General features: G+C 66.5%; 13 protein-coding genes. 5 read left to right on the top strand and 8 right to left on the bottom strand.

Translation table 11 applies throughout. From position 1 onward, the window contains the following. Positions 1-92: 92 nt before the first annotated feature. The 3 genes from BM397_RS13905 to BM397_RS13895 all read left to right on the top strand — a co-directional run bounded on the left by BM397_RS13905 (position 93) and on the right by BM397_RS13895 (position 3108). On the top strand, positions 93-797 hold the full coding sequence (locus BM397_RS13905) for a CoA transferase subunit A (RefSeq protein WP_092425184.1): 705 nt from the start codon (positions 93-95) through the stop codon (positions 795-797). Then, entirely contained in the window at positions 797-1423 is a 627-nt protein-coding gene (locus BM397_RS13900) for a CoA transferase subunit B (protein WP_092425186.1), read from the top strand. The genes BM397_RS13905 and BM397_RS13900 overlap by 1 nt, the downstream gene beginning before the upstream one ends. A 182-nt stretch (positions 1424-1605) precedes the next feature. Then, positions 1606-3108 carry an SLC13 family permease gene (locus tag BM397_RS13895; protein WP_092425188.1) on the top strand — a complete coding sequence of 501 codons (1503 nt, stop codon included), beginning with the start codon at positions 1606-1608 and terminating at the stop codon, positions 3106-3108. Between the two features lie 163 nt (positions 3109-3271). Here BM397_RS13895 and BM397_RS13890 read toward each other — a convergent pair whose 3' ends face one another. Both BM397_RS13890 and BM397_RS13885 read right to left on the bottom strand, forming a co-directional pair. Continuing rightward, positions 3272-3724, bottom strand: a complete 453-nt coding sequence (locus tag BM397_RS13890; RefSeq protein WP_092425191.1) for a phasin family protein — start codon at positions 3722-3724, stop codon at positions 3272-3274. 145 nt (positions 3725-3869) lie between these two features. Then, on the bottom strand, positions 3870-5666 hold the full coding sequence (locus tag BM397_RS13885) for a PHA/PHB synthase family protein (protein WP_092425193.1): 1797 nt from the start codon (positions 5664-5666) through the stop codon (positions 3870-3872). 162 nt (positions 5667-5828) lie between these two features. Between BM397_RS13885 and phaZ the strand changes: the two genes are divergently transcribed. Further along, positions 5829-7094: a polyhydroxyalkanoate depolymerase gene (gene phaZ / locus BM397_RS13880; RefSeq protein WP_092425195.1), complete on the top strand. Its 1266-nt coding sequence runs from the start codon at positions 5829-5831 to the stop codon at positions 7092-7094. Between the two features lie 112 nt (positions 7095-7206). Here phaZ and BM397_RS13875 read toward each other — a convergent pair whose 3' ends face one another. The 4 genes from BM397_RS13875 to BM397_RS13860 all read right to left on the bottom strand — a co-directional run bounded on the left by BM397_RS13875 (position 7207) and on the right by BM397_RS13860 (position 10126). Further along, positions 7207-7746, bottom strand: coding sequence for an adenine phosphoribosyltransferase (locus BM397_RS13875; RefSeq protein WP_092425197.1), 540 nt, complete (start codon positions 7744-7746; stop codon positions 7207-7209). Between the two features lie 13 nt (positions 7747-7759). Then, entirely contained in the window at positions 7760-8383 is a 624-nt protein-coding gene (locus tag BM397_RS13870) for a LysE family translocator (protein ID WP_092425200.1), read from the bottom strand. A 73-nt stretch (positions 8384-8456) separates the two neighbouring features. Then, on the bottom strand, positions 8457-9329 hold the full coding sequence (locus tag BM397_RS13865) for an S-methyl-5'-thioadenosine phosphorylase (protein WP_092425202.1): 873 nt from the start codon (positions 9327-9329) through the stop codon (positions 8457-8459). A gap of 56 nt (positions 9330-9385) precedes the next feature. Then, positions 9386-10126, bottom strand: coding sequence for a sulfite exporter TauE/SafE family protein (locus tag BM397_RS13860; RefSeq protein WP_092425204.1), 741 nt, complete (start codon positions 10124-10126; stop codon positions 9386-9388). 224 nt (positions 10127-10350) lie between these two features. Between BM397_RS13860 and BM397_RS13855 the strand changes: the two genes are divergently transcribed. Then, a complete protein-coding gene (locus tag BM397_RS13855) occupies positions 10351-11970 on the top strand; it encodes a SulP family inorganic anion transporter (protein ID WP_092425206.1) in 1620 nt (539 codons plus the stop codon). Between the two features lie 218 nt (positions 11971-12188). Here the strand turns inward: BM397_RS13855 and rpe are convergent, their stop codons facing one another. Then, on the bottom strand, positions 12189-12884 hold the full coding sequence (rpe, locus tag BM397_RS13850) for a ribulose-phosphate 3-epimerase (protein ID WP_092425208.1): 696 nt from the start codon (positions 12882-12884) through the stop codon (positions 12189-12191). Between the two features lie 37 nt (positions 12885-12921). Then, entirely contained in the window at positions 12922-13857 is a 936-nt protein-coding gene (locus BM397_RS13845) for a 2-hydroxyacid dehydrogenase (RefSeq protein WP_092425210.1), read from the bottom strand. Between the last annotated feature and the right edge of the window lie 9 nt (positions 13858-13866).

The following is a 13866-nucleotide window of genomic DNA, read 5'->3' as shown; positions in this document are numbered from 1 at the left end:
CGAGAAGCCCCTGGCGGGGGCGGGTGGCTTCGTTGACTCTGGATGTTTCGCGGGTGACAAGTCTCGCAGACTCTTTCTTTCGGGAGGACGAAATGAAGAAAGTATACGGCTCCGCCGCCGAGGCGCTGGACGGGCTGCTGTTCGACGGAATGACCATCGCGGCGGGCGGCTTCGGCCTCTGCGGCATCCCCGAGCTGCTGATCGACGCCATGGTCGAGAGCGGCGTGAAGGATCTGACCATCGCGTCGAACAACTGCGGCGTCGACGGCTTCGGCCTCGGCAAGCTGCTCGACACCAAGCAGATCAAGAAGATGATGAGCTCCTACGTGGGCGAGAACGCCGAGTTCATGCGCCAGTACCTGTCGGGCGAGCTGGAGCTCGAGTTCAACCCTCAGGGCACGCTGGCCGAGCGCATGCGCGCCGGCGGCGCGGGTATCCCCGGCTTCTACACCAAGACCGGCGTCGGCACCGTGGTGGCCGAGGGCAAGGAAGTGAAGACCTTCCGCGGCGAGGACTACATCCTCGAAGAGGGCATCTTTGCCGACCTTTCGATCGTCAAGGCGTGGAAGGCCGACACATCGGGCAACTGCGTGTTCCGCAAGACGGCGCGCAACTTCAACCCGCCGGCGGCCATGTGCGGCAAGGTCTGCGTCATGGAAGTGGAGGAGATCGTGCAGCCGGGCGAGCTCGACCCGGATCACATCCACCTGCCGGGCATCTTCGTGCATCGCATCATCAAGGGCGAGCACGAGAAGCGGATCGAACAGCGCACCACGCGCAAGCGGGAGGACGTGTAATGCCTTGGGATCGTAACCAGATGGCCGCGCGTGCGGCTGAGGAACTCGAAGACGGCATGTATGTGAACCTCGGGATCGGCATCCCGACGCTTGTCGCCAACTACGTCGGCGACAAGGAGATCACGCTGCAGTCGGAGAACGGCATGCTGGGCATGGGACCCTTCCCCTATGAGGGCGAAGAGGACCCCGACCTCATCAACGCCGGCAAGCAGACCATCACCGAGCTGCCCAAGACCTCCTATTTCGACAGCTCCATGTCCTTTGCGATGATCCGCGGCGGCAAGATCGCGGCGGCCATCCTCGGGGCCATGGAAGTGGCCGAGAACGGCGATCTCGCGAACTGGATGATCCCGGGCAAGCTGGTCAAGGGCATGGGCGGTGCGATGGACCTGGTGGCGGGCGTCGGCCGCGTCATCGTCGTCATGGACCACACCAACAAGCACGGCGACAGCAAGCTGCTCAAGGAATGCACCCTGCCGCTGACCGGCAAGGGCGTGGTGGACCGGATCATCACCAACCTCGGCGTTCTGGACGTGGTCGAGGGCGGCCTGAAGATCGTCGAGACCGCCGAGGGCGTGACCGAGGACGAGCTGCGCGCCGCCACCGAGGCGACCATCGTCAACTGAGCCGGATCGGCTCGCGTTCAACCGAACAGAAAGGCGCGATCCTCATGGGGCGCGCCTTTTTCCATGCCGCTTACTAGCCGACGTGGACCGTACTCGCGCAGTTGTGACCCGCGCCGCTTGCCCTGCCGGGCGAAAGCTGGTGCAGCACCTCGGACTACCATACCACGATGGCGGAGCCGAGAATGCGGACAGATCCCAGCGAACGCGAGTTGCAGGCGCAGACAAACCCCAACCACCCGCCGCAGGACTGCACGGTCGAGATGATCTCGCTCGGCAAGCTCGTGGCCCTGATCGCGGGGCCGCTGGCGGCGCTGCTGGTCTACCTGCTGCCGGCGCCGCCCGAGATGCCGCTGGTTGCCTGGCATCTGGTGGCGCTGACGCTCTGGATGGTGATCTGGTGGCTGAGCGAGGCGGTGCCGCTGCCCGCGACAGCGCTGCTGCCCATCGTCATGCTGCCGCTGATGGACATCCAGCCGGTGGGGGAAGTGACGGCGCGCTACGGCAATCACCTGATCTTCCTCTTCCTTGGCGGTTTCATCCTGGCGGGAGGCATGCAGCGCTGGGGGCTGCACCGGCGCATCGCGCTGTTCATCGTGCGGCTGATCGGCACCACGCCGCAGCGCATCGTGCTGGGCTTCATGCTGGCGACGGCCTTCCTGTCCATGTGGATCTCCAACACCGCCACGGCGGTGATGATGTACGCGGTGGGCGTCTCGGTGATCGAGTTCATCGACAGCCGGGTCGAGGACAAGAAGCTGGTGCACAACTTCGGGGTCGCGCTGATGCTGGCGGTGGCTTACGCGGCCTCGATCGGCGGCGTGGGTACGCTGATCGGCACCCCGCCCAACGCGCTGCTGGCGGGACTGCTGGGGGACAGCTTCGGTGTCGAGATCGGCTTTCTGCAATGGATGCTGATCGGTGTGCCGGTGGTGCTGGTGATGCTGCCGCTGACCTTCCTCGTGCTGACCCGCGTCGTCTTCCCGATGAAGGGGTTGGAGCTGGGCGAGGTGCGCTCGGTGATCGACAGCGAATACGCCGACCTGGGCCGGATGGAGCGCGGCGAGAAGATCGTCGCGGCGGTCTTCGCAGCGGCGGCGCTCGCCTGGGTGTTCCGCGGCGCGCTGAACCTTCCGATCACCGACTCGGGCATCGCCATGGCGGCGGCGCTTCTGCTCTTTGCCATCCCGGTGAGCCGCAGGGACGGCTTCGTGATCGACTGGAACGTGGCGCGGACGCTACCTTGGGGGGTGCTGATGCTCTTCGGCGGCGGTCTTGCGCTGGCCGGGGCCTTCGATGCCACCGGGCTTGCCGAGTGGATTGGCGGGCGCGTCGCTGCGCTGCAGGGCATCGACCTGTGGATGTTGATCCTCGTGGTCGCGGTAGCGATCATCTTCCTGACCGAGATCACCTCCAACACCGCCTCGACGGCGACCTTCCTGCCGATCCTCGGCGCGGTGGCGGCGGGGCTCGGCGTGGACCCGCAATGGCTGATGGTGCCGGTGGCGCTGGGGGCCTCCATGGCCTTCATGATGCCGGTGGCGACGCCGCCGAACGCGATCGTCTTCTCCTATGAGCGGATGACGCTGGGCGACATGGTGCGCGCGGGCTTCATCATCAACCTGCTGAGCGTCGCGGCGGTGTTTCTCGCCATGCGGCTGCTGGCGGGGCCGGTCTTCGGCATCTGACCCCGACCGCCGCGCCGCGTCGCAGGACCACCGGAAAAGGAGCCGGCAAAAGAAAAAGGGCGGGCTCTGATGAGCCCGCCCCACGCATTGCGCCGGAAACATGGGAGGAGAGGAGTGGCGCAACAGTGGTTCGCCCCCGGGAGTAGAAGGGGCGAAACCGGACTTACTTCGCGGCCGCCGTGGTGGTTTTCTTGGCAGCGGCAGTCATGTCGTCGGTCGCTTTCTTGACGGCGGCGGAGGCATCTTCGGTGAAGTCCTTGCCGGCGGCCATCATCAGCTCGACGGTGTCCATCTGCACCTTCTTCGCGATCTCGGCGAAGGCGGCCATGTTCTCGGCGGCAACTTCGGCCTGCGCGGAGGCGAAATCGGTCATCGCCTTGGCGTAGTCGGCCGGTTCTTTCTTGACCTTGGACATGTCGGAGAGCTTTGCCAGCGTTTCCTTGGTCCACTTGGCGGAGATCTCGGTCGACTTTTCAGCCGCTTCGAGAGCAACCGACGAGAGCTTCTCGTTCAGAGTCGCGGAGGTCTTGAAGGCTTCGTCCATGGCCTTGGTGTCCACGGGGAACGCGCCCATCATGTCCTTCATCATGGCGGTGAAGTCTTGAGTCTTAGCCATCCTTAAAATTCCCGTATTCAGCCTGGCGGGCCCACCCCGCGCTTTGTCTATCGGCTGACTTCAATATGAATGCTGCAGTGCAGCATTTCAAGGATTTTCGCCGCATTGCAGCAAAAATCGCACAACGCCCTGAATTGACGTAAGGTTACGCGGCCTTCACCCGAACGTATTCACCCGGAGCAGGGCACAGCGGCTTGTGCGCCGAATCGCCGGGAGTGCGCGCAGGCACAAGTTTTCCCGAGCGTTTGCGCAGCCAGGCCTCCCAAAGCGGCCACCAGGACTGCTTGTCGTGGAAGGTCGCCCCGGCCTGCCAATCGTCGGCAGAGAGCTTGAGGTCGGGGTTCACGTAGTGGCCGTACTTGTTCTTGTTCGGCGGGTTCACGATGCCGGCGATATGGCCGGACTCGGACAGTACGAAGGTCTTCGACCGCGAGCCCATCTTCTGCACGCCGCGGTAGCAATCCTTCCAGGCAGCGATGTGATCGCCTTCGGCGGCAATCGACATCAACGGCACGTCGACGTCTTTGATGTCGAGCTTGAGGCCTTTCATCTCGAACTCTCCGCGCGAGAAGAGGTTCTGCTGGCACAGGCCGCGCAGGTACTCGATGGTCATCCGCCCCGGCAGGTTGGCGCCGTCGCCGTTCCAGTAGAGCAGGTCGAAGGCGGGCGGCGTCTCGCCCATCATGTAGCTGCGGATCGCCGGCGTGTAGATCAGGTCCGTCGAGCGCAGGAACGAGAAGGTGCGCGACATGATGAAGCTCTTGAGAATGCCACTGGCATTGATCTCGGCCTCGATCCCGTCGACGAAATCGTCCTGCAGGAAGGGGGTGAACTCGCCCTGGTCGGAGAAATCGGTGAGCGTGGTGAAGAAGGTTGCCGATTTCACCGAGGTGTCGCCGCGCTGCTTGAGCAGCGACAGGGTGAGCGCCAGCGTGGTGCCAGCAATGCAGTAGCCGACGGCGTTGATCTGCTCGACGCCGCACATCTCGCGCACGAGGCGGATCGCGGTGAGGTAGCCGTCGTCGATGTAATCCTCGAGCCCGACGTCGGAATAGCTCTCGTCGGCGTTGACCCAGCTCACCACGTAGAGCGTGTAGCCCTGATCGACGATGTACTTGATCAGGCTGTTCTGCGGCTTGAGGTCGAGGATGTAGTATTTGTTGATCCACGGCGGGAAGAGCACGATCGGCGTCTCTCGGACCTTCTCGGTGGTCGGCTTGTACTGGATCAGCTCCATCATGCGGTTGCGGTAGACCACTTCCCCTTCGGCGGTGGCGATGTTCTCGCCCAGCTTGAAGGCGTTCTCGTCGGCCAGCCGCACCACCAGCTCGCCGTTGTTCGCCTCTAGGTCGGCGACGAGGTTCTCCATGCCCTTCACCAGGCTCTCGCCCTCGGTCTCCAGCGCCTTCTGCAGCGCGTCGGGGTTGGTGGCGAAGAAGTTGGTCGGCGCCATCATGTCGACGATCTGCCGCGCGAAGTACCGCAGGCGCTTCTTTTCCTTGGGGTCCAGGTCGTCGATCTCGTCGACCGAACGGTGAATCGCCTCGGCGGAAATCAGGTACTGCTGCTTGATGAAGTTGAAGTAGGGATGGTTGTCCCAGAGAGGGTTGGAGAACCGCTTGTCGCGGGGGCCGGTGTCGTCGGGCGGGGTGAGCTGCCCGCCGGCCAGCGCCGAGTGCGCCTCGAAGTAGTGGCTGAGCGCCTTGCCCCAATAGGAGACCTGCTGCTCGTAAACCTTGGCCGGGTTCTGCATCCACTCCATCCAGTAGGCCTGTGCGGCCTTCCCGTAGAGCAGAGGATCGGGGCCATTTAACGCATGATTGATCGGCTTACGTCGCGAAATTGCTTCCATAAGACGTTGAGAAAGGACTTCGATCTTCTCAATATTTGCTTCGAGTCGTGCGCGGTCAGACGTGACGTCCGTGCCCGGAGTAGTTGTCATAAGGTCGAATCCCCCCTACTTTCGGCATGTTGCAGAATAACGGCGGCAGAGCGGGGGGCAAAGCGGCGAATTGATCCGGGGTCCGGATCGGCGGCGATTGCGTGACGGGAGGTACGCAGACGCCGGACGCTGTGAGCGACCGCATCTCAGGAGACACGCATCATGCGTCAAATGGCGACCTACGATCTGATGGAAACCTTCCGGAACACCAACCAGTGGCTCGGGGCCACGGCGCGGACGATGGCGTCCTACCCGGCCTTCGCAGCCATCCCCAACCCGATGATCGGTTGGATGGCCGCCTGGGGCGAGGTGACCGAGCGCACCTTCGAGCGCATGGTGGTCAAGCCCGACTGGGGCATCCGCACGGTGACCTGCAACGACGGCCGCGACCACGTGGTCGAGCCGACCACGGTGGTCGAGAAGGCCTTCGGCGATCTGGTGCACTTCGAGGTGGTCGGCCGCCCGCCGAAGGAACGCAAGGTGCTGTTGGTTGCGCCGATGTCGGGCCATTACGCGACGCTGCTGCGCTCCACCGCCGTCTCGCTGCTGCCCGATTGCGAACTCTACGTCACCGACTGGAAGAACGCCCGCGACATCCCGGTGTCCGAGGGCAAGTTCGACATCGAGGACTACACGCTCTACCTGATGGATTACATGCGGGCGCTGGGGCCGGACACGAACGTGATCGCGGTCTGCCAGCCGGCGCCGCTGACGCTGGCCGCCACCGCTTATCTCGCCGAGCTGGAGCCCGCCGCGCAGCCGCGCACCATGACGCTTATCGGCGGGCCGATCGATCCCAATGCGACGCCCACCGATGTGACCGACTTCGGCCACCGCGTGACCATGGGCCAGCTCGAGGAGACGATGATCCAGCGCGTCGGCTACAAGTACGCCGGCGTCGGACGTTCGGTCTATCCCGGCCTCCTGCAGCTCGCCTCGTTCATGTCGATGAACGCCGAGCGCCACTCCAAGGCCTTCTCCGAACAGATCCTGCGCGTCTGCCGCGGCGAGGCGTCGGACCATGACGCGCACAACCGCTTCTACGACGAGTATCTCGCGGTGATGGACATGACCGCCGAGTTCTACCTCTCGACCGTCGAGCGCATCTTCAAGAACGGCGAGATCGCCTCGAACAGCTTCACGGTGAACGGGCACAAGGTTGACATCGGCAAGATCACCGACGTGGCTGTGATGACTGTCGAGGGCGCCAATGACGACATCTCGGCCCCGGGCCAATGCGTCGCGGCGCTGGACCTCTGCACCGGCCTGCCGGACAGCAAGAAGGGCCAGCATCTCGAGCCGGGCGCGGGCCATTACGGCATCTTCGCCGGACGTAGCTGGCGCAACAACATCCGCCCGCTGGTGCTCGATTTCATCGACCGCAACTCGAACGCGCCGCGCAAGGCAGCGAACAGCAACGCGGCCTGAGCCGGAGCGGAAGGGGGGCGCTGCCCCCCTCTTGGCCGGACGGCCAATTCACCCCCCGGCGTATTTTCAAAGAGAAGAAGAACAGGGGCGGAGCTGTGCTGCCCCCAGGTGCTCAGAGCCCTTCGTAGGCGACGAGCGTGTGGACGCGCACGCCGAGCGCCTCGAGCCGCTTGCGGCCGCCGAGATCGGGCAGATCAACGATGAAGGCGGCGGCGCTGACCGTGCCGCCGAGCCGCTCGACCAGCGCCACCGCCGCCTCGGCGGTGCCGCCCGTGGCGATGAGGTCATCCACCAGAAGCACCTGGTCACCCGGGGTGATGGCGTGTTCCGAGAGTTCCACCACCGCCTCGCCGTATTCCAGCGCGTAGCTTTGGGCGATCACCGGCGGCGGCAGCTTGCCCTGCTTGCGCAGCGCCGCGAAGCCCGCCGAGAGCTGGTGCGCCACCGCCCCGCCGAGCAGGAAGCCGCGCGCCTCGGGTCCGATCACCTTGTCGATCTTCTGGCCGGTGAAGGGCAGGGTCAGCTGGTCCACCGCCAGCCGGAAGCCCTGCGGGTCGGCGCAGAGCGGCGTCACGTCGCGAAACAGGATCCCTGCGTGCGGGTAATCGGGGATCGTGCGGATGTAGTCGGGGATGGTCTTGGGCGGCTTCATCGGGTCTTTCCTGTCAGGCGGCGCGGCGCAGCGTGGCGGTGAGGGCCCCCATGGCGATCAAGGCGGCACCGCCCGCGCGGGTGAGCCAGGCAAGCACCGAGGGGCGGCCGATCAGCACGCGCAGCCGGTCGGCGGCCAGCGCATAGGCCAGCACGTTGAGCGCGGCAAGGGTCACGAAAGTGGCCACCAGCAGTGCGAACTGCGGCAGCAGCGGCGCGCCGGTGTCGACGAACTGCGGCACGAAGGCGATGAAGAAGGCGATGCTCTTGGGGTTGAGCGCGGTCACCGCCGCGGCATGGCCGAAGACGCCGCGGGGCGTGACCTCGGCGCGCGGCATGGAGAGGCCGCTGCCGGGAGCCGAGCGGAGCAGCTTCACCCCCATCCAGACGAGGTAGAGCGCGCCGATCCATTTCAGCACGGTGAAGGCGGTGGCCGAGGCCAGCACCAGCGCGCCGAGCCCCGCCAGCGACAGGCTCATCGCGGTGAAATCGCCGAGCGCCACGCCCGCCGCCGAGGCCAGCGCTACCGAGCGGCCCTTCGAGAGCGCGTAGGAGAGCACCAGCAGCACGGTCGGGCCGGGGATCAGCAGCAGCGCGACGGAGGCGGCCACAAAGGTCAGCCAGAGATCGAGGGGCATGTCGGGGTCCTGTCCTGTTCGGCGGGCAGTCTGGCGCGGCGGCGGGTACGGGGCAATGGGGGAGTGGGTTCGTTCAGAGCACCCGACCCGCGACGGCGGCCAGCTTTGCCAGAACCTCGGGGTCGCGCGCCGCGGGGGCGGTGATGATCGCGTGTTCCAGCGCGCGGTCGCAGCCGTGCGGGCAGGGCGCGCGTACCGCGCCGAGCATCGCCGGCAGGCGCGAGACCAGCGCGCGGGCCTTCTCGGCGTTGCCGTGCAGCACCTTGACGATGTCCGAGACCTCGACCGCGCCATGGTCCTCGTGCCAGCAGTCGTAATCGGTGACCATGGCCACCGAGGCGTAGCAGAGCTCGGCTTCCCGGGCGAGCTTGGCCTCGGGCATGTTGGTCATGCCGATCACGTCGGCGCCCCAGCTCTCGCGGTACATGCGCGATTCCGCGAGGGTCGAGAACTGCGGACCCTCCATGGCGAGGTATGTGCCGCCGTCATGCACGGTGATCCCGGCGTCGATCGCGGCCGCGAGGGCATGGGCGCCGAGCCGCGGGCAGGTGGGGTGACCGAGCGAGACATGCGCCACGCAGCCGCTGCCGAAGAAGCTCTTCTCGCGGGCGAAGGTGCGGTCGATGAACTGGTCGACGATGACAAAATCGCCGGGGGCCATTTCCTCGCGGAACGAGCCGCAGGCGGAGACCGAGATCACGTCGGTCACCCCAAGCCGCTTCAGCGCGTCGATGTTGGCGCGGTAGGGGACAGTAGAGGGTGACAGCCGGTGCCCCCGCCCGTGGCGGGGCAGGAACGCCATGCGCACCCCGTCCAGCGTCCCGGTCAGCAGCTGGTCCGAGGCATCGCCCCAGGGGGTCTCCACCGTGACCCACTTGCGGTCTTCCAAGGTGTCTAGGTCGTAGACCCCGGATCCGCCGATCACCCCGATCATCGTCTCAGCCATGCACGGTCTCCTTTCGCGCGCAGCCTGCCTTGCGGCGACCGCGAAGAAAAGGGGGCTCAGCTGATCAGGTCGCGGGCCCCGCGGAACAGCAAGATCAGCGACAGCAGGAACAGGAAGCCCTGGATCACCCGCATGTAGAGCGCCTCGGGCAGCCAGGCGGTGAGCCGGCGCCCGGCGTAGGTGCCGGCGATCCCCGCGACCGCGAGCCCGCCGATCAGCCCCCAGTTCAGCCCGTCGAGCTGTCCGATCGCGAAATAGGCGGGCAGCTTCACGAGGTTGCCCACCGCGAAGGCGATGGCGATGGTGCCGGCGAACTCGAGCTTCGGCAGCTGCTGCGGCAACAGGTAAGCCTGCGCCGGCGGCGCGCCGGAATGGGTGATGAAGCTGGCGATGCCGGTGGTGGCACCCCAGAAGATTCCCGGTGCGACCCGCGCCTCGGCCTTCTCGGCGCGGCCGCGTTTCAGCCAGGTGCGCAGGCAGTACCAGAGCCCGATGGCGCCGGTGAAGAGCAGCAGCACGCTTTCCGGCGTGTAGGGGGTGATCAGCGTGGCGATGCCGACGCCGAGCACGATCGAGGGCGTCAGGATCGCGAGGTTACGCGCCGAGTAGTTGCGCCGATAGAGCCAGACCCCGATCCAGTCGGTGACGATGTAGACCGGCAGGAGCGTGGCGGCGGCCTTCACCGGGTTCATGAAGAGCGCGAGCATCGGTACCGCGATGGCGGCGGCGGAGGCCAGCCCGCCCTTCGACAGGCCGACGATCAGCGCGGCGAGGATCAGTAGCGTGGTTTCGGTCAACGTCGGGCTCCTTGCGGGTGCGCTCCTCCCCGAGGGACCAGATGGGCCGATGCCGCGCGAATGCCCGTTTTGCAGGCTCACGCATGCGCGAGCGCGGACGCTCTCCTGCGCAACTGCATCAATCGGGAGCGATCTGCTGAATCCATGCGCAGGCGGGTAGCGCTCGCGGCCCGTGTGCCTTATGGGCAAGGACGCGCGCAAACAGACCGATTGGATAGCTCCCCATGGCCAAAGCCCTCCTGGCGCGATACGCCAGCCGCATTCAGAAACCCGACCTGAGCCTGTCGCCCACGGCGCGGCTTACCCCCGCACAGATCCGCACCGACATCCTGTCCGGCCTGACCGTGGCGCTGGCGCTGGTGCCCGAGGCGGTGGCCTTCGCCTTCGTCGCCGGGGTGCACCCGCTGGTGGGTCTCTATGCCGCCTTCATGGTGGGGCTGATCACCGCGCTGATCGGTGGCCGGCCGGGGATGATCTCGGGCGCCACGGGCGCGCTGGCGGTGGTCATGGTGGCGTTGGTGGCGGATCATGGCGTCGAGTATCTCTTCGCCACGGTGGTGCTGATGGGCATCCTGCAGATCTTTGCCGGGGTCATGCACTGGGGCAAGTTCATCCGGCTGGTGCCGCACCCGGTCATGCTGGGCTTCGTCAACGGCCTCGCGATCGTCATCTTCATGGCGCAGCTGACGCAGTTCAAGGTGCCGGGCACCGCCGTGCCGGGGGTGTCGCCCGGTGAATGGCTCTCTGGCCTGCAACTGGCGATGATGCTCGGCCTCGTAGCGCTGACCATGGCGATCATCTGGCTGCTGCCCAAGCTGACCAAGGTGATCCCGGCGCCGCTCGCCGGCATCGCGGTGACCGCCGCCATCGTCATCGCCTTCGGGCTCGACGTGCCGCGGGTCGGCGACATGGCCTCGATCAAGGGCCAGTTCCCGCCGTTCCACCTGCCGATGGTGCCGCTCAACCTCGAGACGCTGCAGATCATCCTGCCCTATGCGGTGATCCTCGCCGCCATCGGCCTGATCGAGAGCCTGCTGACCCTCAACCTCGTCGGCGAGATGACCGGCCAGCGCGGCGGTGCCAGCCAGGAGTGCATCGCCCAGGGGACGGCCAACGTGGTCACCGGCTTCTTCGGCGGCATGGGCGGCTGCGCGATGATCGGCCAGTCGATGATCAACGTGAAGTCGGGCGGGCGCACACGTATCGCCGGCATCGTCGCGGCGCTCTTCCTGCTGTCGTTCATCCTCTTCGCCTCGCCGCTGATCGAGCTTATCCCGCTCGCCGCGCTTGTCGGGGTGATGTTCATGGTGGTGATCGGCACCTTCGCCTGGAACAGCCTGCGCATCCTCGCCAAAGTGCCGCTGATGGACGCTTTCGTCATCGTGCTGGTGACGGTGGTGACGGTGTTCGAGGATCTCGCCGTGGCGGTGGTCGTCGGCGTGATCGTGTCGGCGCTGGCCTATGCCTGGAACAACGCGCGCCGCATCCATGCCAAGAGCTACACCACTCCGGAGGGCGCCAAGGTATACCAGATCCAGGGTCCGCTGTTCTTCGGCTCGAGCGACGGCTTTGCCGAGCTCTTCGACATCGAGGGCGACCCCAAGGCGGTCATCGTCGACTTCGCCGACAGCCGCGTCGTGGACCAGTCGGCGCTGCAGGCGATCGAGGCGGTGGCCGGCAAGTACGAGGCGGCGGGCAAGCGCCTGCAACTGCGCCACCTGTCGCGTGACTGCCACCGGTTGCTGACCAAGGCCGGTCACCTGGTGATCGACAGCGACGACGACCCCGATTACGCGCTGGCCGCGGACTATCACGTCCGCACGGGTATTCTCGGCGGGCACTGACCCCCGGGACAGCAGAAATGAAAGAAGGGCGCCGCGGGAGATCGCGGCGCCCTTTTTTGGTCGGACGGAAGGGGGCTCTGCCCCGAGGCGCTGCGCGCCTCTTCCCCGGGATATTTTCATCAGGACGAAGGGCAGGGTCCCTGTGTTTCGTCTAGACCCAGATATCCCCGCCGGAGGCAGGCCGGAGCGTGCCTCCCCGCGGGGCGTTCGGGCTTTGCTCAGCCCCCGAGACTGGCGCGGATGGCGCGGATGTTCTCACCGTAGGGGGCGGGATTCTCGACCGAGCCGCCGCGGAAGACGGCGGAGCCCGCCACCAGCACGTCGGCACCGGCCTCGACCACCAGCGGGGCGGTGGCGGGATCGACGCCGCCGTCGATCTCGATGTGGATCTCGCGGTCGCCGATCATCTCGCGCATCTTGCGCACCTGGGCGATCTGGCTGTGGATGAACTTCTGACCGCCGAAGCCGGGGTTGACGGTCATCAGGCAGACGAGATCGCAGAGATCCAGCAGCGGCGCGGCGGCTTCGACCGGCGTGCCGGGGTTGAGCGCGAGACCGGCCTTGGCACCTGTCGCGCGGATCGCCTGCAGCGTGCGATGGGTGTGCGCGCCGGCCTCGAGGTGGGCGGTGATGATGTCGGCGCCTGCGTCCGCGAAGGCCTCGATGTAGGGATCAACCGGGGCGATCATCAGGTGCACGTCCATGACCGTCGAGATATGCGGGCGGATCGCCTTCACCAGCGGCGGGCCGAAGGTGAGATTGGGCACGAAATGCCCATCCATCACGTCGACGTGGATCCAGTCGGCGCCCTGCGCCTCGACGGCGCGGATCTCGGCGCCGAAATTGGCAAAATCGGCGGAGAGGATCGAGGGGGCGATCTTCACGGTGCGGTCGAAGGTCTCGGGCAGGGGCATGGCGGCAGCATCTCCAGTTAAGATGCGCCGCGCCTTATCAGTATCCCGCGCCCCGGTCCACAAGATGCAGCAGCGGCGCGCCCGTGACGCCGCGCCGCACGTTCTCGGCAATCACCCGCGAGGCCGAGTCCGCCCGGGTCTCGGCGGCGATATGCGGGGTGACGGTGACCCGTGGGTGGGCCCAGAACGGGTGGTCCTGCGGCAGCGGCTCGACGCGGAAGACGTCGAGCGTGGCCTGGCCGACCTGGCCGCTGTCGAGCGCTGCCAGCAGGGCCTCGTCGTCGATCAGCGGGCCGCGACCGGGATTGATGATCGCGGCGCCGGGGGCCAGCAGCGCGAACTGCTCGGCGCCGAGGGTGTTCTCTGTCTGCGGGGTGGAGGGCAGCAGCAGCACGACGATCTGCGCGCCGCTGAGCGCCTCGGCCAGGCCCTCGGTACCGGACAGGCAGCGGATGCCCTCGATCTCGCGCGGGGTGCGGCTCCAGCCGGTCACCGGGAAGCCGATCTGCGCCAGCTGCCGGGCGCAGGCGCGGCCCAGCATGCCGAGGCCCAGCACCGTGACCGGGCGCTCGCGCGCCAGCGGCGGCGCCTTACCCTCCCAGCGGTGGTCGGGGTTCACGATATGCGCGTCCATTCCGAGGTGATGGCGCAGGGCGTGGCCGGTGACGTATTCGACCATGCCCTGGGTCAGCCCCTCGTCGTCGACCATGCGGGTGAGCGGCACCGTCAGCCTGTCGTTGCCGACGATCTTCTCCACCCCGGCCCAGAGGCTCAGCACCGCCTTGAGCTTCGGAAAGCCGGTGAAGTCGGTCAGGCCGGAGCTGGGCGCATAGACGATGTACTCGACCTCCTCGGCGGGGATGTCGCGGGAGAGGCGGTAGTCGATCCCCGTGGCGTCCAGCGCCTCGGTGAGCGGCGCGCGGTAGGCGTCCCAGCTGTCCTGCGGGGCGGCGAAGAGGATCGTTGTGGTCATGGAAGTCCT

The organism is Alloyangia pacifica (assembly GCF_900116195.1).
Lineage (GTDB): Bacteria > Pseudomonadota > Alphaproteobacteria > Rhodobacterales > Rhodobacteraceae > Salipiger > Salipiger pacificus.
This window is presented reverse-complemented; position numbering and strand designations above follow the sequence as displayed.